At 65.6% G+C, this 22,942-nt stretch carries 16 protein-coding genes and 1 riboswitch; of the genes, 4 read left to right on the forward strand and 12 right to left on the reverse strand.

The window, feature by feature from the left end; genetic code table 11:
• Positions 1-71: 71 nt before the first annotated feature.
• A complete protein-coding gene (locus tag CSC67_RS01740; RefSeq protein WP_118992785.1) occupies positions 72-938 on the forward strand; it encodes an ATP-binding protein in 867 nt (288 codons plus the stop codon).
• Complete coding sequence (locus tag CSC67_RS01745) at positions 931-2,001, forward strand: thiamine phosphate synthase (RefSeq protein WP_118992786.1); 1,071 nt, start codon at positions 931-933, stop codon at positions 1,999-2,001. The genes CSC67_RS01740 and CSC67_RS01745 overlap by 8 nt, the downstream gene beginning before the upstream one ends.
• Before the next feature lie 313 nt (positions 2,002-2,314).
• On the opposite strand, the gene CSC67_RS01750 is transcribed toward CSC67_RS01745, so the two are convergent.
• From CSC67_RS01750 to coaE, 6 genes are all read right to left on the reverse strand, one after another.
• Positions 2,315-3,802 carry an efflux transporter outer membrane subunit gene (locus CSC67_RS01750; RefSeq protein WP_118992787.1) on the reverse strand — a complete coding sequence of 496 codons (1,488 nt, stop codon included), beginning with the start codon at positions 3,800-3,802 and terminating at the stop codon, positions 2,315-2,317.
• A 78-nt stretch (positions 3,803-3,880) separates the two neighbouring features.
• The gene (locus CSC67_RS01755) at positions 3,881-7,006 is read right to left on the reverse strand and encodes an efflux RND transporter permease subunit (protein WP_118992788.1); all 3,126 of its coding nucleotides are present in this window, start codon (positions 7,004-7,006) and stop codon (positions 3,881-3,883) included.
• Positions 7,003-10,110, reverse strand: a complete 3,108-nt coding sequence (locus CSC67_RS01760) for a multidrug efflux RND transporter permease subunit (protein WP_118992789.1) — start codon at positions 10,108-10,110, stop codon at positions 7,003-7,005. Before CSC67_RS01760 ends, CSC67_RS01755 begins: the two co-directional genes overlap by 4 nt.
• Positions 10,111-10,402: 292 nt before the next feature.
• Positions 10,403-11,659: an MdtA/MuxA family multidrug efflux RND transporter periplasmic adaptor subunit gene (locus tag CSC67_RS01765; RefSeq protein ID WP_167752712.1), complete on the reverse strand. Its 1,257-nt coding sequence runs from the start codon at positions 11,657-11,659 to the stop codon at positions 10,403-10,405.
• 130 nt (positions 11,660-11,789) lie between these two features.
• Positions 11,790-12,542: a cell division protein ZapD gene (gene zapD, locus CSC67_RS01770; protein ID WP_118992791.1), complete on the reverse strand. Its 753-nt coding sequence runs from the start codon at positions 12,540-12,542 to the stop codon at positions 11,790-11,792.
• Positions 12,543-12,565: 23 nt separating this feature from the next.
• Positions 12,566-13,201 (reverse strand): dephospho-CoA kinase, encoded by a 636-nt coding sequence (gene coaE / locus CSC67_RS01775; RefSeq protein WP_118992792.1) that lies wholly within the window; start codon positions 13,199-13,201, stop codon positions 12,566-12,568.
• Positions 13,202-13,367: 166 nt separating this feature from the next.
• On the opposite strand from coaE, the gene CSC67_RS01780 reads away from it, so the two are divergent.
• Positions 13,368-14,042, forward strand: coding sequence for a copper resistance protein NlpE N-terminal domain-containing protein (locus CSC67_RS01780; RefSeq protein WP_118992793.1), 675 nt, complete (start codon positions 13,368-13,370; stop codon positions 14,040-14,042).
• A gap of 47 nt (positions 14,043-14,089) precedes the next feature.
• Here the strand turns inward: CSC67_RS01780 and CSC67_RS01785 are convergent, their stop codons facing one another.
• From CSC67_RS01785 to CSC67_RS01800, 4 genes are all read right to left on the reverse strand, one after another.
• Positions 14,090-14,308, reverse strand: coding sequence for a response regulator transcription factor (locus CSC67_RS01785; RefSeq protein ID WP_118992794.1), 219 nt, complete (start codon positions 14,306-14,308; stop codon positions 14,090-14,092).
• Positions 14,309-14,470: 162 nt separating this feature from the next.
• Positions 14,471-15,325, reverse strand: coding sequence for a pantoate--beta-alanine ligase (panC, locus tag CSC67_RS01790; protein ID WP_118992795.1), 855 nt, complete (start codon positions 15,323-15,325; stop codon positions 14,471-14,473).
• Positions 15,326-15,352: 27 nt separating this feature from the next.
• Positions 15,353-16,231, reverse strand: coding sequence for a segregation and condensation protein A (locus tag CSC67_RS01795; protein WP_118992796.1), 879 nt, complete (start codon positions 16,229-16,231; stop codon positions 15,353-15,355).
• Between the two features lie 10 nt (positions 16,232-16,241).
• Positions 16,242-16,430: a DUF3460 family protein gene (locus CSC67_RS01800; protein WP_118992797.1), complete on the reverse strand. Its 189-nt coding sequence runs from the start codon at positions 16,428-16,430 to the stop codon at positions 16,242-16,244.
• Between the two features lie 136 nt (positions 16,431-16,566).
• On the opposite strand from CSC67_RS01800, the gene CSC67_RS01805 reads away from it, so the two are divergent.
• A complete protein-coding gene (locus CSC67_RS01805) occupies positions 16,567-17,940 on the forward strand; it encodes a DHA2 family efflux MFS transporter permease subunit (RefSeq protein WP_425337624.1) in 1,374 nt (457 codons plus the stop codon).
• Between the two features lie 61 nt (positions 17,941-18,001).
• On the opposite strand, the gene CSC67_RS01810 is transcribed toward CSC67_RS01805, so the two are convergent.
• Together CSC67_RS01810 and metH are read right to left on the reverse strand one after the other, a co-directional pair.
• Complete coding sequence (locus CSC67_RS01810; protein ID WP_118993167.1) at positions 18,002-18,832, reverse strand: helix-turn-helix transcriptional regulator; 831 nt, start codon at positions 18,830-18,832, stop codon at positions 18,002-18,004.
• A gap of 25 nt (positions 18,833-18,857) precedes the next feature.
• Complete coding sequence (metH, locus tag CSC67_RS01815; protein ID WP_425337618.1) at positions 18,858-22,673, reverse strand: methionine synthase; 3,816 nt, start codon at positions 22,671-22,673, stop codon at positions 18,858-18,860.
• A 63-nt stretch (positions 22,674-22,736) separates the two neighbouring features.
• Positions 22,737-22,922: riboswitch (cobalamin riboswitch) on the forward strand.
• Positions 22,923-22,942 lie beyond the last annotated feature (20 nt).

Raw genomic sequence — 22,942 nt, forward strand, 5'->3', positions numbered from 1 at the left:
AGGCCCTCCGCTGCCCCTCGGCCCGAAATTGGCGATAATGGCGGTTTGCCCGGAATTGCCTGGAGAAACGCTTGAGTGCCTTAGACCTGACCACGCTCGTGGAACGCGCGGAACGCGTTCTGGCCCAACTTGAAGCCTGGCTGCCGCCCGCCCCGCCCGAAACCGACTGGAGCGCCCACGCATACCGCTGGCGCAAGCGCGGCGCGCGCGGCTGGCTCGACGCTGTGAAGCAGGTTTCCCGCATCGAGGCCGGCGACCTGCAGCACATCGAGCGCCAGAAAGGCATCATCGACCGCAACACCCGCCAGTTCATCGAAGGCAAGCCGGCCAACAACGTGCTGATGACCGGCGCCCGGGGCACCGGCAAGAGTTCGCTCGTGAAGGCCATGCTGGCCGCCTACGCCGACCGGGGCCTGCGCCTGATCGAGGTCGACAAGTCCGACCTGGCCGATCTGGACGACATCGTGCACCTGCTCGGCACCCGTCCCGAGCGCTTCATCATTTTCTGCGACGACCTGTCCTTCGAGGAAGGCGAACCGGGCTACAAGGCGCTGAAATCCGTGCTGGACGGCTCCATCAGCGCCTCGGGCGACAACGTGCTGATCTACGCCACCTCCAATCGCCGCCACCTGATGCCGGAATACCTCAGCGAAAACCTCAGCGCGCAGCACCAGCCCGACGGCGAGATCCATCCCGGCGAAACTGTCGAGGAAAAAATCTCGCTGTCCGAGCGCTTCGGCCTGTGGCTGTCCTTCTACCCCTTCAAGCAGGACGACTATCTGGACATCGTCAATTATTGGCTGGGCGTCCACGGCTGCTCGCCCGAAAGCATTGCCGAATCCCGCATCGAAGCGCTGCAATGGGCGCTGGAGCGCGGCTCGCGCTCGGGACGCGTGGCGCGCCAGTTCGCGCGCGACTGGGCCGCCCGCCATGTCTAAGCCCTTCGTCGACGTGGCGGCGGGCCTCGTCCTGCGCCCCGACGGCGAGCTGCTGCTGGCCGAGCGGCCGGGCGACAAGCCCTGGTCGGGCTGGTGGGAGCTGCCCGGCGGCAAGATCGAGCCCGGCGAGACCGTGCTGCAGGCCCTGGCCCGCGAGCTGAAGGAAGAACTGGACATCGACGTGACCGAGTCCTCGCGCTGGGTCACCCATGTGCACGAATACCCCAAGACCATCGTGCGCCTTTCCTTCTGCAAGGTGACCGGATGGCAAGGCACGCCCACCGGCATCGAAGGCCAGTCGCTGGCGTGGGTCAGAACCGACCGCCCCCTGGATATCGGCCCCCTGCTGCCGGCCACTGAGCCGCCGCTGCGCTGGCTGCAGTTGCCTGAACGCTATCTGTTGACGTCGATAGGCGGCGCGGAAGGCCTGGCGAACTTCCTGTCCAAACTCGAAACCGCATTGGCGGGCGGCAAGATGCTGGTGCAGTTCCGCGAACCGCAATGGGCCGCCGAAGCCGATGCCGCCGAAGTTCGCGCGGGCCTGGAGGCGGTCCTGCAAGTGTGCCGCCAAGCCGGCGTGCCGTGCCTGGTCAACAGCATTCACCCGGAAGACTGGTGGACGCTGGCCGACGGCGTGCACCTGCGCGCCCAGGACGCGGCCGCCCTGGCAAGAGGCGACCGCATCGCCCCCGCCGGCGTCCTGCATACCGCTCCCAATGGCCAAGCGCAGGCCAACGGCCTCGATCCGAACAGCCGCGAGTACGCCTTGACGCGGCGGGACGCCCATCTGAAGCCGCGCCGCCTGGTAGGCGTTTCGGCCCACAATGCCGACGACCTGAAAACCGCGCGCGCCCTGCAGGCCGATCTCGCCGTGCTGGGCCACGTGCTGGAAACCCCCTCCCATCCGGACCAGCCGCCGCTGGGCTGGGAGGGCTTCTCCCGCCTGGCCTTCGAGGCGGGCCTGCCCGTATACGCCATAGGCGGCCAGTCCGCCGACACCCTGCCTATGGCGAAGCGGCACGGCGCTCATGGCATTGCGGGTATTCGGCATCTACTTGCATAAGCTGAGGCTCAGGTGCTCCGAGCATGCCTGGCCTTTCAGGGTGAGGGGCGGTGTGCGGTTTACAGTCCGTTCGGCATGCGCCGAATTTCTCTTGTTCGGGCGGGGGGTGTCGGCGCCAGCCTGTTTGAATCCCGAGCCGCGTAGCGGCGAGGTTGAGTTCTGCCGCCGCCCGGCCGAACAAGAAAAATTCGAGAAGCCCGAAGGGCCGCATGACGCGGACTGTAAACCGCACACCGCCCCTCACCCGGGTCAAGAACTCAACGAATATGTGCTTTGTAAACCCTGGATCCAACAAGCTCTAAAAAATCGATAATCATTGAGACTGGACCGTATCCGCCTCCGGCCTTTCAAGCTCCGACACCTGCCACCCCCCGCCCAGCGCCGTCATCAACTGCACCGAAGCAATCAGCCTGCTCAGCCTCAGCGACAAGGCCGAGCGCTCGGCGCTTAAAGCCGTCGCCTCCACCTGGACGACGCTGAGGTAATCGATCATTCCAGCGTCGTACTGGTTCCGAGTCAATTGCAGCGACTCGCGCGCCGACGCCAGCGCCCTGCCCTGCGTCTCCTGCTCCTGCGCCAGCACACGAAGCTGCACGAGATAGTCCTCGACTTCCTGCAAGGCCGACAACACAGTGAGCCGATAGGCCGACACCTGTTCATCGTAGACGGCACGGGCCTCTTCCAATTGCCCCTGCCGGGCGCCGCCGTCGAATATCGTGAATGCCAGGGCCGGTCCCAGCGACCAGAAATGGAAGGGCGCGCTGAGCCATTCAGCCCACTGGCTGCCCCGGTAGCCCGCCTGCGCGCTAAGCGTCAGATCGGGAAACCAGGCCGCCTGCGCCACGCCGATGCGCGCATTGGCCTGCGCCGTGCGGCGCTCGGCCGCCGCAATATCGGGACGGCGTTCGAGCAACTGGGACGGCAGGCCGGCGGGCGGCTCGGGCACCACTCCCGCCAGCAAAGGCCCCGCCTCCAGGCCGAATTGCGACGGCGCGCGCCCCAGCAGCACAGCCAAGGCGTGCTCGAGCTGGGCCCGCTGCCGGTCCAGCGCCAGCATCTGCGCGCGAGCATTCTCGAGCTGCGTACGGGCCGAAGCAACGTCCGCCTGGGCCGCCACCCCGGCGGCGTAGCGGTTCTGCGTCATTTCCAGCGAACGCTCATAAGCCGCCACGGTCTGGCGATAGAGCTCCTTCTCGGCATCGAAGGCGCGCAGCTGGAAATAGGTCTGCGCCAGCGTCGACTGCATGCTCAGGCGCGTGGCCGCCACATCCGCCGCGCCGGCCTGGGCGCCCGCCTCGCTGGCCTCCACCGTCCTGCGCACGCGACCCCACAGGTCGACCTCCCAGCTGACGTTGCCCGACAAACTGTACTGATTGCCCGTGCCTCCGCCCGAGCCGCTGCCCGTGCCGGCGTTGCCCGATCCGCCGCCCGACCTCGTGGCCGAGGCCGAACTGCCCACGGTGGGGAAGAATCCCGCCCCGGCGGAACGGACCAGCGCCTGGGCCTGGCGGTTGCGCGCCTCGGCCTGGGCAATGGTCAGGTTGGCCGCCAGCATCTCGCGCATGAGGCCGTCGAGCCGCGGGTCTTCGAAGCTGCGCCACCAATCGGGCCGCGGCGCCTCGTCGCTGGGACGCGCCTGCGTCCAGCCCTCGGCCTCTTTGTAGTGATCGCCCACCTGCACGACCGGCAGGCGGTAGTCCGGACCCACCGCGCAACCTGTCAGGGCCAGCAATACCGCCAGCGTAGCGGCCCGCAGGCCCGGACGATACCGATCCGGAAAACTCAAACCGATTCCCTTCATCTTTCTCTCTTTCATCCTCGCCGATACCGGCGGCTTGCCGGCCATCGGCAGGTCTTGGCTTCAATCATGGCCCCGGCGTCAATCATTGGGCTCCGCCGCAAGCGGTTCGCCCTCACCGCGCGACCGCCGCGGCCACCGCCGGGCCGCCCACAGGCGCAGGCGGTCCAGATACAGATAGACCACCGGCGTGGTGTACAAGGTGAGCACCTGGCTCAGGATCAGCCCGCCCGCGATGGTGATGCCCAGCGGCTGGCGGATCTCGACGCCCGTACCGGTGGCGAATATCAGCGGCAGCGCCCCGAACAGGGCCGATATCGTCGTCATCATGATGGGCCGGAAGCGCACCAGGCAGGCCTCGAAGATGGCGTCCCGCGTGGACAGCTTGCGCTGGCGCTCGGCCTGCAGGGCGAAGTCGACCATCATGATGGCGTTCTTCTTCACGATGCCGATCAGCAGGAAGACGCCGATGAGCGCGATCAGCGAGAACTCATGGCCCAGCATGAGCAAGGCCAGCAGCGCCCCGATGCCCGCCGAGGGCAGCGTCGACAGAATCGTGATCGGATGCACATAGCTCTCGTACAGCATGCCCAGCACGATGTACATGGTGATGAGCGCGGCAAGAATCAGCCAGGGCTGCCGTTGCACGGCCTCCTGCAGATCTTGCGCGTCGCCCACGAAGCCCGCCTGGATCTGGTCGCTGGGCAGGCCGATGCGCGCAACCGCCCGTTCGATGGCCGCCGTGGCCTCTTCCAGCGTCACGCCCGGAGCGAGATCGAACGAGGTGTTTTCCGCGGCCAGCAGCCCTTCGTGCCTGACGCTGGTCGGCGCGTTGCCGGATTCGAAGCGTGCGAACGAAGCCAGCGGCACGCGATTGCCGTCCGCCGTGATCACCTGCACCTGCTTGAGCGACTCGACGTCGCGGGCGTAGCGGGGATCCACGGCCATGACCACGTGGTACTGGTTCAAGGGCCCGTAGATGACCGACACCTGGCGTTGGCTGAAGGCGTTGTTCAGCGTGGCGGCGATCAGCGACATGTCCACGCCCAGGCGAGTGGCCGCGTCCCGGTCGATCACCAGCTCGACGCGCTGCGCCTTGTCCTCGTCGCCGTCCTCGACATCGACGAGTTCGGGCAGCGTCGACATGGCGGCGCGCAATCTGGTCACCCAGGTCTGCAGCAAAGGCAGTTCGCTGGCCATCAGCGTGTAGTCGTACGAACCGAAGCCTCTGCGCCCCGCCCCGCGCAGGTCCTGGTCGGGAATCAGCGACAGCCGCGCGCCCGGCTCGCGCATGAAGCGGGGCCGCAGGCGGTTGACCACCTCGACGGCGCTGGCGTCGCGCTCTGCCAGCGGCTTGAGCTGGATCATCATGAAGCTGGAAGTGCTGCCGCCGCGCCCGCCCATGAAGACCGTCACGGTCTCGACGGCGGGATCTTCCATCAGTATCCGGCGGAATTTCTCGAGCTTGGGCCGGGCGGCCTGGAAGGACGTGCCCTGGTCCACCCTGAAAAAGCCCATGAGCTGCCCCGTGTCCTGCTGGGGGAAAAAGCTCTTGGGCACCACCGAATACAGATAGACGTTCAGGCCTATGGTGGCGAACAGCAGCAGAATCATGAGCCGGCTATGGCGCAAGGCCCATTCGAGCGAGCGGCGATAGCCCCGCCACAGGCGGTCGCCAAGACGCTGCAAGGCCCGGCCGATTGCTCCCGGCCGCCGCTCGGCCTGCATGCCCGGCTTGAGCAGGCGCGAGCACATCATGGGAGTGAGAATCAGCGACAGCAGCAGCGAGACCATGATGGCCGCCGTGAGCGTAACGGCGAATTCGCGGAACAACCGGCCCAGCATGTCGCCCATGAGCAATATGGGTATGAAGACCGCCACCAGCGACACGCTCATGGCCATCACGGTAAAGCCCACCTCGCGTACGCCGCGCACCGCCGCCCGGAACGGCGACATGCCGCGTTCGATATGCCGCGATATGTTCTCGAGCACGACGATGGCGTCGTCGACCACGAAGCCGGTGGCCACGATCAGCGCCATGAGCGAGATCGTGTTCAGGCTGAAGCCGAACCACCACATCAGGCTGAAGGTGGTGACGAGCGAGGCCGGCACGACGATGCTGGGAATCAGGGCCGCCCGCACGTTGCGCAAGAACAGCAGCACCACCAGCACGACCAGGATCACGGCAATGATCAGGGTCAGCTCGGCCTCGTGCAGCGAGGCGCGTATGCTGGGCGTGCGGTCCTGCGCCACGGTCAGCTGCACATGGGCGGGCGCTATGGCCTGGAACATCGGCAGCTGGGCCCGTATGGCGTCCACCGTCTCGATGATGTTGGCGTCCGGCTGGCGCCGGATGATCAACAGGACCGCCGGCTTGTCGTTGAAATAGCCGATGTTGTAGATTTCTTCGACCCCGTCTTCAACGGTTGCGACATCGCTCAGCCGTATCGGCGCCCCGTCGCGCCAGGCGACGATCAGCGGCGCGTACTGTTCGGCGCGCGTCATCTGCGGACTGGACAGTATCTGCCAGTGATGCCGGTCGTTCTCCACAATCCCGTTGGGCCGCAAGGTGTTCGCATTGGACAAGGCCATGCGGATCTCGTCCAGGGACACCCCCGCGCTCACCAGGGCTTGCGGATTCAGGCTGACGCGCACGGCGGGCAAAGAACTGCCGCCCACCGTCACCTCGCCCACCCCGGTGACCTGCGCCAGCTTCTGGGCGATGACGGTGGAGGCCAGATCGTAGAGCTGGCCCTGGGTGGCTATGTCGGAGGTCAGCGCCAGCACCATGATCGGGGCGGACGAGGGGTTCACCTTGTTGTAGGTGGGGTTGTTGCGCAGCCCCGAGGGCAGCATGCTGCGCGCCTCGTTGATGGCCGCCTGCACGTCCCGGGCCGCGCTGTTGATGTCGCGGTCCATGTCGAACATCAGCGTGATATTGGTCGACCCTTCGGAACTGCGCGACGACATTTCCTTCAGGCCGGCAATCGACCCCAGCGCCTGCTCCAGCGGCATGGCGACGCTGGACGCCATGGTTTCGGGACTGGCGCCCGCCATGCGCGCATTGACCGAGATCATGGGGAAGTCGATCTCTGGCAGGGGCGCCACAGGCAGCAGGCGATAGGCAAGTACGCCCGTCAGCACCAGCGCGATGGACAACAGCGTGGTCGTCACCGGACGGATGATGAACAGGGTCAGCCATCTCATGGCGCAACCTCACCGGCGCGGCCGCGGCGTGCGCGTCCCGCCTTGTAATGGCGCGACAGCCGGTCGAACATCAGATAGATGACCGGCGTGGTGAACAGCGTCAGCAACTGGCTGCAGATCAGGCCGCCCACCATGACCAGGCCCAGCGGCTGGCGCAGCTCGGAGCCGGCGCCGGTGGACAGCATGAGCGGGATGGCGCTGAACAGGGCCGCCAGGGTCGTCATCAGGATGGGCCGGAAGCGCAGCAGCGCCGCTTCATGGATGGCGTCGAGCGGCGCCAGTCCGCGCCGGCGCTCGGCATCCAGCGCGAAGTCGATCATCATGATGGCGTTCTTCTTGACGATGCCGATCAGCAGGATGATGCCGATGATGCCTATCATGTCCAGCGCCTTGCCGGTAAGCAGCAGGGCCAGCAAGGCGCCTATGGCCGCCGAGGGCAGGGTCGACAAGATGGTGACCGGATGGATGTAGCTTTCGTACAGAATGCCCAGCACGATGTACATGGCGACCACGGCGGCCAGCATCAGCCACAGCGTGCTGGCCAGGGACGCCTCGAAAGCCCGCGCAGCGCCCTGGAAGCGCATCTCCACCGTGGCGGGCATGTCGAGTTCGGCCTGCGCCTTGGTGATGGCGTCCACGGCGTCCGACAGCGCCACGCCCGGCGCCAGGTTGAAGGACAGCGTCGTGGCCGGAAACTGGCCCAGGCGTTCGATGGACAGCAGGCCGGCCTGCTGCGTGGCCGTCACCACGCTGCTGAGCGGCGTCATGTCGCCCGACTCGGTGCGCACATAGATATGGTCGAGCGCCGCCGGACTGCGCCGATACTGCTCGTCCACTTCGAGCACCACCCGGTACTGGGCCGACTGGGTGAATATCGTCGACACCAGACGCTGGCCGAAAGCATCGTAAAGCGCTTCATCTATCGTCGCCGTGGTGACGCCCAGCCGGGCGGCCGCGTCGCGGTCTATCGCCAGCACCGTCTGCAGGCCGCCCGCCTGCTGATCGTTGGCGACGTCCTCCAGCTGCGGCAGCCGGCGCATGGCTTCTTCCAGGCGCGGGGCCCATTCGAGCAGCACGGCGCGATCCGGGTCGGACAAGGACATCTGGTATTGCGTGCGGCTGACGCGGTCCTCGATGGTCAGGTCCTGCACCGGCTGCATGTACACCCGTATGTCCGGTATGTCGGCAAGCCGCTCATTCAGCCGGCGGATGATCTGGCCCGCGTTCGCATCGCGGTCCGACAACGATTTGAGCGCGATCTGCATGCGGCCGGTATTGACGGTCGCATTGGTGCCGTCGATGCCGATGAAGGACGACACCGTGTCGACGTCGGGATCCTGCAAGATGGCCTGGACCGCTTCCTTCTGGCGCTCGGCCATGGCGCTGAAGGACACCGTGGCCGGCGCCTGGCTGATCGCCTGGATCAGGCCGGTATCCTGCTGCGGGAAGAAACCCTTGGGCACGAGGGCATATAACAGGGCCGTGAGCAGCAGCGTGCCCACGGCCACCCATAACGTGAGCCGCTGGTGGGACAGCACCCAGGCCAGGCCGTGCTCGTAGGCGGCCACCAGGCGATCCATGCCATGGCCCAGCCAGCGCTGGAAGCGTCCATGCGACTGCTCGGCTTCTGAACGCAGCATGCGGGCGCACATCATGGGCGTGAGCGTCAGCGAGATGCCCAGCGACAGCAGAATGGCGACCGCCAGGGTGATGGCGAATTCGCTGAAGAGCCTGCCGATGACGTCGCTCATGAACAGCAGCGGAATCAGCACGGCGATCAGGGACAGCGTCAGCGACACCAGCGTGAAGCCGATCTGGGCCGCGCCCTTCAGGGCCGCCTGCAAGGCGCTTTCGCCTTCCTCGATGTGGCGGGCGATGTTTTCTATCATGACGATGGCATCGTCCACCACGAAGCCGGTCGCGATGGTCAGCGCCATGAGGGTCAGGTTGTTCACGCTGAACCCCGCCAGATACATGATGGCGAAGGTGCCGACCAGGGACAGCGGCACGACCACGCTGGGAATGAAGGTGGCGGTCCAGCTGCGCAGGAAGACGAAGGTCACCAGCACCACCAAGATGATGGCCAGCAGCATCTCGAACTGGACGTGGTCGACCGAATCGCGGATGGTCTGGGTGCGGTCCGTCGCGACCGCGACGTCCACGCCTATGGGCAACGCCTGGCGCAGAGAAGGCAGCAGCGCCTTCACCCTGTCCACCACCTCGATGACATTGGCGCCGGGCTGGCGCTGGATGTTGAGCAGGATGGCGGGCTGTTCGCCCACCCAGGCCGCCTGGCGCGTGTTCTCGGCGCCCTTGCTGGCGACCGCGACGTCGCGCAGCCGCAGGGCCGCGCCGTTGTCGTAGGCCAGGATCAACGCTTCGTAGTCCTCGATGGAGCTCAACTGGTCGTTGGCGTTGATGGTGGTGGAGCGCTGTGGCCCGTCCAGATTGCCCTTGGGCTGATTGACGTTGGCCGAGGTGATGGCGCTGCGCAGGTCGGACAGCGCCAGGCCGCGCGCGGCCAGCGCCTGCGGGTTGGCCTGGATGCGCACCGCCGGCCGCTGGCCGCCCGCGATGCTGACCATGCCGACGCCGTTGATCTGCGACAGCTTCTGCGCCACGCGGATGTCGATCAGATCGCGCACCTCGTGCAGCGGCAGGGTGGGCGAGGTGACGGCCAGGCTGATGACGGGCGTGTCGGCGGGGTTGACCTTGTTGTAGACCGGAGGCGCCGGCAGATCGCCCGGCAGCAGGCTGGACGCCGCGTTGATGGCCGCCTGCACCTCTTGTTCGGCCACGTCCATCGCCAGCTCCAGATCGAACTGCAGCGTGATGGACGACAGGCCTCCCGAACTGGTGGAGGTCATCTGGATCAGGCCCGGCATCTGGCCGAACTGCCGCTCGAGCGGCGAGGTGACCAGCGCCGCCATGACGTCGGGGCTGGCGCCGGGATATTCGGTGCTGATCTGTATGGTGGGATAGTCGACCTCGGGCAGCGCCGACACCGGCAGCATGCGATAGGCCAGCAGCCCCGCGATCAGCAGGGCCACCATGGCCAGCGTGGTGGCCACCGGCCGGAGAATGAAAAGACGCGAGAAATTCATGGCGCGGAACAGGGCCTGTTAACACTAAAAGGGCAGCCGCACTGGCCGGCAAAAGCCAGGCAGGCTAGGCGCGGGCGAGGCGGCGTGGTCGATCCACGTAACGAGCTCGCAACAACGCATGCCTGGCTTTTGCCGGCCAGCCCGAAGGGTGAGCGCGCAAATAGCCACCCCTCTGCGTTACCAATGCTCGCCGGGGAACCACCCCGACTGCGCTTGGCGCCTTGATGGTCAGCTATTTGCGTGCTCATGCGACTGCCCTTTTAGTGTTAACAGGCCCTAGGATCTGCTGCGGTCAGTGCGGCGAGCGCACGCCGCCGCCGCGCGGCCTTCCGCCCGGCACCGCGGCGGGCCGCGCCGCCTGCTCTTCGCCGGTGACGATCTCGACCTTGGCGCCTTCGCGCAGCCTGTCCACCCCTTCCGTCACCACCCGCACGCCGGCCTCCAGCCCACTCTCGACGGCCACGCGTTCGCCGTCCACCGTGCCGGTGGCGATGCGCCGTATCTGAACGGTGTCGGCTTCGTCCAGGGCGTAGACGAAAGCGCCCTGGGACCCCTGCTGCACGGCCACGGTCGGAACCACGATGGCGGGCAGCCCCGTGCGCACCTTGAGGCGCACATTGACGAACTGGTTGGGAAAGAGTGTTTCGTCCTGGTTGGCGAAGCGCGCCTTGAGTTTCAGGGTTCCGGTCGCGATATCGATCTGGTTGTCGACCGACTCGAGCTCGCCCGTCGCCAGGCGGCGGGTGTCGCTGCCGTCGTAGACGTCGACCTCGAGCTTGCGGCCCTGCCGGAATTGCTCGAGCACTTCGGGAACCCGGGCCTGGGGCAAGGTGAAGACCACCGAAATGGGCTGGGTCTGGGTCAGCACGACCAGCCCGTCGGTGCTGGACGAAGCTATCAGGTTGCCCTGGTCCACTTGGCGCAGGCCCAGCCGGCCGTCGATGGGGGCCGTGATTTCGGTGAAACTGAGCTGAAGCCTGGCATCGTCCACAGCCGCCTGGTCGCTTTTCTGGGAGCCCAGGTATTGCTGGACCAGCGCCGCCTGGGCGTCGACCTGCTGCTTGGCGATGGAGTTCTGCTTGAAGAGCAGTTGATAGCGCTGCAAATCGCGCTGCGCGTTCTCGAGTTGCGCCTGGTTCTGCCTTTGCTGCCCCAGCGCCTGGTCGAGCTTGACCTGGTAGGGCCTGGGGTCGATGCGGGCCAGCACGTCGCCCTTCTGGACCTTTTGGCCGTCTTCGAAAAGAACCTCCTGCAGTTGGCCGTCGACCCGGCCGCGCACGGTGACCGTGTTGTATGCCGTGACCGTGCCGATGGCGCGGTAGACGACGTCGATCTTGCCATCCTGGCTCGATGCCACGCGCACCGGCACGGGCCCGCCCATGCCCCCGGGCATGAAGGGATTGCCCGGGCCCGCGCCCCCCGCCGGCCCGGCTTGCCGGCCACCGGCAAAGTACCAATACGCCGCCAGGGCCGCCACCACGATGAAAAGCATCCACCACCAAGAGCGGGCGACACGGCGCCTGCCCGTCCCGGGACGTGAATCCGACATGCAAGATCTCCAGTGGAAAAATTAAGCCGCTATTGTCGCCAATTCCGTCCCGGGCGCGAACAAAAATTAGCTGATTGAAATCGACCGCAACAACTTCCTGGGCGGTCTGCAGGCCCGAACTACGGGCGCCTCAGAGGTTGCAGCGCGCCAGCTGGAAAGGGATGTCGCGCGTCACCGGCTGCGGCTTGAGCTCGTTGTCCTGCGTCGAGAAGCGGATCCAGATGACGTACTTGTTGGCGCTCATTTCGGGAAAGACGCCCAGGCGCGGATCGATCCAGGCGCGCAGCAGCTGATAGGTCTTGCCGGTGAGCATTTCCTGGTAGGCGCCCTGCCGCGCCTCAAGCGACTCGACATCGCTGGAATCGCGCAGCATGCGCAGTATCAGCGCCAGGCCGCTGTAAAGGGGCAGAAAGGGGCTGATCCATTCTTTGAGATCGGCCACCCGTGTTTCGTGCGGCTTGATCTGCCAGGCGTAGTAGGAGGGGATGTCGGCGGGCGACGAGCCGCCCGGCACCGCCAGCCGGCCGCGCAGGCTGGCCAGCCATTCGTTGTCGCGCAATACCTGGCCGATGCGCCCTTGCGCCCCCAGCGCCGCGGCCGCGTCCTGGATTTCGGCAAGCATGGCGTCGAGCGCGCCCGCATCCACGCCGGGATGCTGGCGCAAAGACCCGAGGGAAACACGCTGGCGTTCGAGGTCTTGCAGCACAGAGCCGCGAAGGTCGGTGCGCTCGGAGACTTCGAGCAGGTCGAACAGGGTGTCGAGAGCTATCTGGTGATGGTGGACGTCGGCGCCATTGGCAAAGAAAAACAGCCTGCCAAACAAATGCTCGACCCGGAGCAGAGTCCTAACGCGTTCGTTGCAAGGATATTCATAAAGAATCACGCGACCAGTAACCTTTTGGGTGGTTAGTACACTTTGTCTTTCCCGGTGGAGTCTTTCCGGGCCGCCAGTTTGCACCAGCCATCGTGCAGCGCACGCGAGCGGGCCTCGAGTTGGCCGAGGGTGGTGGCACCGTCGTTGAGTACGACGTCGTCTGCGGCGGCAAGACGGGTCTCGCGGCTGACCTGCACCGACATAATACGCTCAATAGCTTCTTGCGTCAGCCCGCTGCGCGCCTGCACCCGGGCGACTTGGGTGGCCGGGTCGCAATCCACCACGCAGATGCGATCGACCTTGTCGCGCCAGCGGCCCGACTCGATGAGGAGCGGAACGACAAAGACAAGATAACAGCCTTCAGCGCGCTGCGCCTGCTCGCGTGTAACCTCGCCTATCATTGGGTGAAGAATGGCTTCAAGCCTGCTGCGGGCGGCAGGGTCGTGAAAGACGAGTTCGCGCATCGCGCCGCGGTCGAGCGCGCCGTCCGGGCCAATCATGGCGGCGCCGAATTCGCGGCGTATCGCTTCGATGGCCCTGCCGCCGGGCGCGGTCAAGCTGTGCGCGATGACGTCCGTATCCACCACCGATGCGCCCCACGACTGGAAGTAATCCGCCACCCGCGTTTTTCCCGAGCCTATGCCGCCGGTCAATCCTATTTTCAGCATGGGAATAAACCCCGTTGAACAAAATTAGGAATGTACCGCAGCCTCGCTCTAAAAACAGGTGCGTCGCACCGAGCGGGCCTGTTAACATAGCCGTGAAAACGAGACCTCGGCCGCCGCGGTGAAATCACCCGGCTTCCTCCCTTACCAACACTTATAAGATCCCGACATGTCTGCCGCATCGTTCAAACGCGTTTCGTTCAAGCCTAATGCCAGCCGCTTGGTCGTGGCCGCCGCGCTGCTGGCGCTGGCCGGTTGTGCTCAGCAACAAGAAGTCAGTCAGTACAGGGCGCAGGAATCGACCCTGACGGATGCGCAGGCGCAAGCGCGCGGCCGGTCCACCCATAGCACCCCGTCGCAGATCCAACTGGGTTTCGGCGAAGACGCCCCCAAACGGACGGCGCAGACTCCTCCCACCGAGGCCGAAGAGGCCGACAAAGCGGCCATTGCAGCCCAGACGCGGCCGGTGCGCGAAGCCAAGACTTTTCTGGGCACCCTGCCCTGCCTGCTGGGCGGCTCGTGTGAAGCCAGCCGCGTCACCCTGACGCTGGCTCCCAATGGCCAGTGGCGCGCCCGCTCGCAGCCGCTGACGGCCAGCGGCGCCTCGTCGACCACGGCGCAGCTGGGCTGCTGGGACGTCATCGGGGCCCAGCCCTGGCGCATACGCCTGCGCACCGCGGGCAGCGAATCGTCGACGGCCAGCCTTACCTTCGTCAATGACAATATGCTGCGCGTCAATTCGGTCAACGACCACCAGCCCGTGCTCGATTACCACCTGACCCGTCAGGCCGACATCGACGGCATCGACGAGCTCAATACCGCCAAAGCCCCAAGCTGCGAATGAGCCGCCCATAGGCATGCATCGCCGGGCCGGCCCGCCCCACGGGGAAGCTAGCCCAGGGCCATGACGCGACGGGCCAATTCGACGGCATTGCGCACCCGCAGCTTCTGAAAGCAGCGGGCCCGATGGGCCTCGATGGTGCGTTGTGACACCCCCAGTTCGGCGGCAATGATTTTATTGGGCGTGCCCATGGCGACGTAGTGCATGACGTCGCGCTCGCGCGGTGTCAATGTGGAAAGCAGTGCATCGATTGGCCGGTCGTTTGCCATGACCTCCCCCTTGTCATCGTAGCATTGGAAGGGATTTTGTCATGTTTTGTAAGTTTTTGTCTCCTGTCATTTCTGACAGAGATCTTAATCCGGCTTTAGCCCGCCATTACATGGCAATTGCGAGCAAATAGCGCCAATTTGCACGCTATTCCGAAGCGGCGCTCAAGCGCCGGCCTGCATTTCGAGGTTGTCGATCAGCCGCGTGGCGCCCAATTTTGCCGCCGCCAGCGCCACCAGGGGCTCGCCGCCGCGAATCTCTTCGGTCGTGGGCATGCCCAGATCGCGCTGCCGGCGCAAGGACACGTAGTCCACCTGCCAGCCGCGGCCGGCAAGCTCGGCCACGGCCTCGCCCTCCAGCTGCCCGCGGTCGCCGCAGCCCTGCTCCAGCTGGCTTCGGATACGCTGCAAGACCGCATATAAATGCGGCGCTTCGGTCCGCTCTGACGGCGACAGATACACATTGCGTGAAGACAGCGCCAAGCCGTCGTGATCCCTCACGGTTTCATGCGCCAGAATGTTGACTGGCAGCTGGAACTGCCGGCACATGCTGCGCACCACCATCAGTTGCTGATAGTCCTTCTTGCCGAACACCGCCACGCGAGGCTGCACACAGGAGAACAGCTTGAGCACGACGGTGCCCACGCCCATGAAGAAGCCGGGCCGGAACTCGCCCTCTAGGATGCCCCCCAGGTCGCGGGGAGGCTGGATCTGGAAGCTTTGCGGCTCGGGATACATCTCGCTTTCGCGCGGGGCGAACAGCACGTAGACGTCGCGCTCGCGCTCGAGCTTTTCGATGTCGGACTCCAGGGTACGCGGATAGCGGTCGAAATCCTCGTTGGGGCCGAACTGCAGCCGGTTGACGAAAATGCTGGCGACCACCGGGCTGCCGTGCTGGCGCGCCAGCTTCATCAGCGCAAGGTGTCCCGCATGCAGGTTGCCCATGGTGGGCACGAACGAGACATGCAGCTGCCCGCGCAACTGGTCGCGCAGCTCTTCGATGGTGTGTACGACTTTCAAGAATATCTCCGTCCGGTGGGCGTGCCGTCAGGCCGCCGCCGCCGTATATGACAAGCGCACGTAGATGGGCGCGTAGGGTTCGGCCTGCGTGATGTCGAGCAATGATTCGCGCGCCAGTTCGAGCATGGCCAGGAAGTGCACGACGATGACCGCCACGGCGTCGCCCTGCTGGACCCGCTCGGTGAACAGTTCGGAAAACTCCATGAAGCGCACGTCGGCCAGGCGGCGCAGGATCTGGCTCATGTGGTCGCGCACCGAAAGCTGCTCGCGCGTGATGCGGTGGTGGGCATTGAGCCTGGCCCGCCTCATGATGTCGGCCCATGCCTGGCGCAGGTCGTCGGCATCGACCTCGGGCAGCATGCGCTCGACGCGAAGGTCCATGAAGGCGCGGCTGCGTTGAAAATCGCGCCCCAGCTGGGGCAGTTCGTTGAGTTTCTGGGCGGCGAGCTTCATCTGCTCGTATTCGAGCAGGCGCCGCACCAGTTCGGCGCGCGGGTCGTCGGGCTCTTCGCCGGTGTCGGTGTGCTTGACCGGCAGCAGCATGCGCGACTTGATTTCGATCAGCAGTGCCGCCATCAACAGGTATTCGCCCGCCAGCTCGAGGTTCTGGGCGCGGATCTGATCGACATAGGAGAGATACTGCTGCGTGACCTCGGCCATGGGGATGTCGAGCACGTTGAAGTTCTGCTTGCGGATCAGGTACAGAAGCAGGTCGAGCGGGCCCTGGAAGGTCTCCAGAAAGACCTCAAGCGCATCGGGCGGAATGTACAGGTCTTGCGGCAGGGCGAACAGCGGCTCGCCGTACAGGCGCGCCAAGGCAACGCTATCGACGACGTCGGGCGTGCTGTCGACCTTGGGGTCGACCAGCGCGTTCAGATCATCGGCCGAAACGGCGGACGCTGCCATTGAAAAAGATTCAGTCCGTCTGGTAGACGTAGGGGCGCTGAGAGACCCGCCCCGCCCGGAAGTTTTCGAGCAGTTCGGGATCGAGGTTCTTGTCCCAGAGGCGGGCGCGGCCTTCGCGCTGACGCTGTTCGGTGTCGGCGTGCTCGTGCTTGTACTGGTTCAGGAACTGGGTGAGTTCGGATTCGTAATGGCGGGCCATATCCTTTGTGTCGCTATGATTAACCGTCAACCGAGAGTTTAACGCAGACGAACAAAGTTAGAATGCAGGAATGGCGTCAGACAAACCACCCGCTACCGCTGCCTCTCTTTCCGCCCACGAGCGCGCAGCCATCCGCATGATTCCCTTCATCGTGGGCTGTGCGCTTTTCATGCAGATGCTCGACTCCACCGTCGTCGCCACTGCCCTGCCCGTCATGGCCCAGGCCCTGGGCACCACGCCCGTCAAGATGAACGTCACCATCACCAGCTATCTGCTGGCGCTGGCCGTGTTCGTGCCGATCAGCGGCTGGGCGGCCGACCGCTTCGGAGCCCGCAAGGTGTTCATCACCGCCATCGTGATGTTCACCGTCAGTTCGGTCGCCTGCGCGCTGGCCCAGACGCTGCTGCACCTGGTCCTGGCCCGCACGCTGCAGGGGGTGGCCGGCGCCATGATGGTGCCGGTGGGCCGCGTCATCCTGCTGCGCACGACGCCCAAGGCCCAGCTGCTGCGCGCCATGACCTTTCTTTCCATGCCGGCCCTGCTGGGCCCCATCGTGGGGCCGCCCTTGGGCGGCTTTCTCGTCACTTATGCCTCGTGGCACTGGATATTCCTGATCAATATCCCTGTGGGCGTGCTGGGCATCGCGCTGGTGCTGCGCTATATCGCTCCCGACATCCCCGAAAACGCCCCGCGCCTGGACTGGCTGGGCTTCATCCTGAGCGGCGTCTGCCTGGCCTGCCTGGTGTCCGGCTTCGAATCCATCGGCCACAGCGACATGTCGCGCACCGAGGTCATGGTGCTGCTGGGGGTGGGCCTGGCCTGCGGCCTGCTCTATCTCTGGCATGCGCGCCATCACGATCACCCCATCGTCGATTTGTCGCTGCTCAAGGTGCGCAGCTTCGCCATCGCCACCCTGGGCGGCAATTTGTGCCGGCTGACGGTCGGCGCCTCGCCCTTCCTGCTGGCCATGATGCTGCAGGTGGGATTCGGCATGTCGCCCTTCGCGGCCGGCCTGATCACTTTCAGCAGCGCCGCCGGGGCCCTGCTGATGAAGCTCGTCGCCACGCCGGTCATCAACCGCTACGGCTTCAAGCGCGTGCTCATCGTCAACGCGGTGCTGGCCGGCGCCCTGGTCATGGTGTGCGGCCTGTTCAGCGTCGAGACGCCCGTGTGGGTGATGATGGGCGTTCTGGTACTGGGCGGCATCTCGCGCTCGCTGCAGTTCACCGCCGTCAACACGCTGACCTACGCCGATCTGGGTTCGCGCGAGATGAGCCGGGCCAGCAGTTTCTCGGCCATGGCGCAGCAACTGGCCATCAGCCTGGGCGTGGGCGGCGCGGCCCTGGTGCTGAACCTGAGCATGAGCTGGCGCGGCGCCGACCGCCTGGAACCCATCGACACCTTCTGGGGCTTCATGATCCTGGGAGTCATGGCCTGCCTGTCGATGTTCTCTTTCATGCGGCTGCCGGACAACGTGGCCCAGCATCTCAGGACGCGCGCCAAGGCCTGAGCCGAACCCGGCGCCCCGGCCTCCCGTCGTCGAGCTGCACAGCGCTGCCGCGCTGACCGCCTCAGCCCGTCAGCAGCATGACAAGCTTGCAGTCGGGACGTATGGCCGAGCGGAAGGTGATCTGGCGATAGTTCAGCACGCCCCGCCGCGGATGCCGGAAGGCGCGGCTGCCCCCTTCGCGCTCGACCACGGTCTGGCGCCGCCACCAGTGCGCAAAGACCGGGCTTTCCCGCAGCAGGGTATCGATCATTTCCCGCACGTCCGGCTCTTCCGCGTAAGGAGCCACGTCGGCCCGGAATTCGGCCACGACGCGCCGCGCGCGCGTCTCCCAGTCCACCACGAGCTGCTGGGCGGCAGGATCCAGGAAGATATAGCGCAGCAGATTGGGCCGCTCGACACGGTCGGGCCAGCCGTCGAACAGATGCAGCAAGGCCTCGTTGCGCGCCAGCACGTTCCAGCAGCGGTCGAGCACGTAGGCGGGCGCCTCGATGCTGTGCACGCAATCCTGCAGCCCCTCGGGCAGCGGCTCGGCCAGTTCGCCGCCATGCTCGGGGTCGGCACATTCGGCCAGCTCGAACAGATAATGGCGCTCGGCGCGCGTCAGGTGCAGCACGGCGGCCAGCCGGGCCCAGACGGCCGGCGAGACCGAGACGTCGCGCCCCTGCTCTATCCAGGTATACCAGGTGACGCTGATGCCGCTCAGTTGGGCGACCTCTTCGCGGCGCAGGCCCGGCGTGCGGCGGCGCGTGCCCGGCGGCAGGCCGACGCTTTCGGGCGAGACCCGGGCGCGCACGCTGCGCAGGAAATCACCCAGGGCGGCGCGGCGCACCGAGCGGGCCTGGCCCTCGGCCTGGCGGCTGGAAACCTGCTGCGGGTTGTCGGAGTCCGCCATGCCGTCGGTCACCTTGCAAAGTTCGTCAACGCAGGACGCTGGCCAACGTGCGGCGCACGTCGTCTTCTTCGCGTCCGCTGCGCTTCACGTAGTCCCGGAACTGGTCGTCGCCGATATGGCCGACGTTGAAATACTGCGACTGCGGATGGCTGAGGTAGAAGCCGGACACGCTAGAGGCCGGATACATGGCGTAGCTGTCGGTCAGCTGCATGCCGATTTCTTCGGGTCGCAAGTACTGGAACATGTCCTTCTTGACCACGTGCTCGGGGCAGGCGGGATAGCCTGGCGCCGGGCGTATGCCCTGATATTTTTCGGCGATCAGAGCCTCGTTGTCCAAGGCTTCGTCAGGCACGTAGCCCCACAGGTCGCGCCGCACGCGCGCGTGCAGGCATTCGGCGAAACCCTCGGCGAAACGGTCGGCCAGCGCCTTGAACATAATGCTGGAGTAATCGTCGTTGTCGTCCAGGAAGGCCCGGTCGCGGGCCTCGATGCCCAGGCCGCCCGTCACGGCGAACAGGCCGATGTAGTCGGCCACGCCGCTGCTCTTGGGCGCAATGTAGTCGGCCAGGCACTTGTTGTCGACGCCTTCGCGCTTGACCGTCTGCTGGCGCAGATTGCGCCAGGTGAACAGCACTTCGGAGCGCGACTCGTCGCGGTAGACCTCGATGTCCTCGTCGTTGACGGTGTTGGCCGGATAGAAGGCCACCACGCCGCTGGCGGTCAGCCAGCGCCCGTCGATGATCTTGCGCAGCATGGCCTGGCCTTCTTCGAAGACCTTGGCCGCCTGCTCGCCCACCACCTTGTCCTGCAGAATGGCGGGGTACTGGCCGAACAGGCTCCAGGTCTGGAAAAACGGCGTCCAGTCGATATAGCGCGCGATCTCGGCCAGATCATAGTTCTCGAACGTGCGCCGGCCGATGAACTTGGGCCGGGGCGGGACATAGGCCGTCCAGTCGATGGCGGGGCGCGCGGCGCGGGCCTCTTCCAGGCTGACCAGCGGGGTTTCCTTGCGGTTGGCGTGACGCTTGCGCACCAGCTCGTATTCCTCGGCCACCTCGGCCAGGTAGGCCTCGCACTGGTCCGACATCAGGCTGGTGGCCACCCCCACCGAGCGGCTGGCGTCGGGCACATAGATGACCGGGCCTTCGTAGTTCGGAGCGATCTTTACCGCCGTGTGCACCCGGCTGGTGGTGGCGCCGCCCACGAGCAGGGGCATCCTGCGGCTCAGGAAGTAGTCGTCGCGCTGCATCTCGGACGCCACGTAGGCCATTTCCTCGAGGCTGGGCGTAATGAGCCCCGACAGCCCGACAATGTCGGCCTTTTCTTCCTTCGCCTTGGCCAGGATGTCGGCGCAGGGCACCATCACGCCCATGTTCACGACTTCGAAGTTATTGCATTGCAGTACGACCGTGACGATGTTCTTGCCGATGTCGTGCACGTCGCCCTTGACGGTGGCGATGACGATCTTGCCCTTGGGGCGCACGTCGCCGCCGGCGGCCGCAATCTGCCGCTTTTCTTCTTCGATGAAGGGCACCAGGTGGGCGACCGCCTGCTTCATGACGCGCGCCGACTTGACCACCTGGGGCAGGAACATCTTGCCGGCGCCGAACAGGTCGCCCACCACGTTCATGCCGTCCATCAGCGGGCCTTCGATGACCTGGATGGGCCGCCCGCCCTGGTCGGCGATCTTCTGGCGCACTTCTTCGGTGTCTTCGACGATGAAAGCGGTGATGCCGTTGACCAGCGCATGCGTCAGGCGCTGCTCGACCGGCTGCTCGCGCCAGCTCAGGTCTTCTTCCTTGCGTATGCCCGAGCCTTTGACGGTTTCGGCGAATTCCACCAGACGCTCGGTGTTGCTGCGCTCATCCTTCGAATCGGTGCGCCCGACTGGCTCGGGCCGGTCGAGCACTACGTCTTCGACCAGGTCGCGCAGCGTCTTGTCGATGTCCTGGTAGACGCCGAGCTGGCCGGCGTTGACGATGCCCATCGTCAGGCCCCGCTGGATGGCGTAGTAGAGGAAGACGGTATGGATGGCTTCGCGCACGGGCTCGTTGCCCCGGAACGAGAAGCTGACGTTGGAAATGCCGCCCGAAACCCGCGCGTGGGGCAGGTTCTGCGTGATCCAGCCCACCGCGTCGATGAAGTCCATCGCGTAGTGGTCGTGCTCTTCGATGCCGGTGGCGATGGCGAACACATTGGGGTCGAAGATGATGTCTTCGGGAGGAAAGCCCACCTCTTCGACCAGCAGCCGATAGGCCTCGCCGCAGATGTCCTTGCGCCGCTGCAGGGTGTCGGCCTGGCCTTTCTCGTCGAAGGCCATCACCACCACCGCCGCGCCGTACTTGCGGCACAGGCGGGCCTGCTTCAGAAACGGCTCCACCCCCTCCTTCATGGAGATCGAGTTGACCACCGGCTTGCCTTGGACACAACGCAGCCCGGTTTCGATCACCTCCCACTTCGAGCTGTCGATCATGATGGGAACGCGGGCGATATCGGGCTCGGAAGCCACCAGATTCAGGAAGCGATGCATGCAGGCGGCCGAATCCAGCATCGCCTCGTCCATGTTCACGTCGATGATCTGGGCGCCGTTTTCGACCTGCTGGCGCGCCACCGCCAGGGCTTCTTCGTATTTCTCTTCGCGGATCAGGCGCAGGAACATCTTGCTGCCGGTCGCGTTGGTGCGCTCGCCGACGTTGATGAACAGGGATTCGGCGTCGAAATTGAGCGCCTCCAGGCCCGACAGGCGGGTGCGCACCGGCACCGCGGGCACCTTGCGCACCGGCAGTTCGGCCGTTTTCTCGGCAATGGCGCGGATGTGCTCGGGGGTGGTGCCGCAACAGCCGCCCACCATGTTGACCAGCCCGGCCAATGCGAACTCTTCGAGCAGCGAGGAAGTGTCTTCGGGCGTTTCGTCAAAGCCGGTCTCGGCCATGGGGTTGGGCAGGCCGGCGTTGGGATAGACGCACAGATAGGTATCGCAGATTTTGGACAGCTCGGCGATGTAGGGCCGCATCAGCGCCGCGCCCAGGGCGCAGTTCAGGCCTATGGTGACCGGGCGCGCATGGCGCACCGAATTCCAGAAGGCCTCCACGGTCTGGCCGGACAGAATGCGCCCCGACGCGTCGGTGACCGTGCCGGAAATCATGACCGGCAGACGCACGCCCCTTTCCTCGAACACGCTCTCGACCGCGAAGATGGCCGCCTTGGCGTTGAGCGTGTCGAATATCGTCTCGATCAGCACGATGTCGATGCCGCCGTCGAGCAGGCCGTTCAGCTGCTCGGTGTACGCGGCGCGCAACTCTTCGAACGTGACATTGCGCGCCGCCGGGTCGTTGACGTCGGGCGAGATCGACGCCGTCTTGGGCTGCGGCCCCAGCGCCCCTGCGACGAAGCGCGGCCGCTCCGGGGTGCTGAACTCATCGCAGGCCTGCCGGGCCAGGCGCGCCGACTCCACGTTCAATTCATAGGCGATCTCCGCAAGGCCGTAATCGCCCTGCGCAATCGACGTCGCGCCGAAGGTATTGGTTTCGACGACGTCCGCGCCGGCTTCGAGATACTGGCGGTGGATCTGCAGAATGAGATCGGGGCGCACCAGGGACAGCAGCTCGTTGTCGCCCTTGACGTCCTTGGGATGCTCGGCAAAGCGCTCGCCCCGGAAATCCAGTTCGGTCAGCTTGTGCTGCTGGATCATGGTGCCCATGGCGCCGTCCAGGATCAGCATGCGGCTTGCCAGAAGGCGCGCGAATTCGGCGCCATGGGTGTAGGAAGAAAGGGGATAAGGCAGGGAAGGATGGGACACGCGGCTACCTGAAAGAACGGCGAAGGCCGGCTCGACCGGCATGAAACTGGGTTGGACGGAACGCTCTATTGTAGCGAGACCCCGGGCGCGCCTCCTTCTGCGTGGTAAATTTCCGCCTGGAGGTGCTTTCGGTTCCGTGTCCGGCCATGCCGGCCACGGCTCTGCGAAAGTTCAATGGGAAACAGCCCGCGGTCCGCGTCGCCCCGACGACGGCCCGCGCAATCTGTGCTGCCCCCGCAACGGTACCGTGTTTCCACACCAGCCCGACACCAGCCTCCGCCGAGCCCGTTCCGGCCGCTGCCACGCATACG

Source organism: Pusillimonas caeni (assembly GCF_003545815.1).
Taxonomy (GTDB): Bacteria; Pseudomonadota; Gammaproteobacteria; order Burkholderiales; family Burkholderiaceae_B; genus Pusillimonas; species Pusillimonas caeni.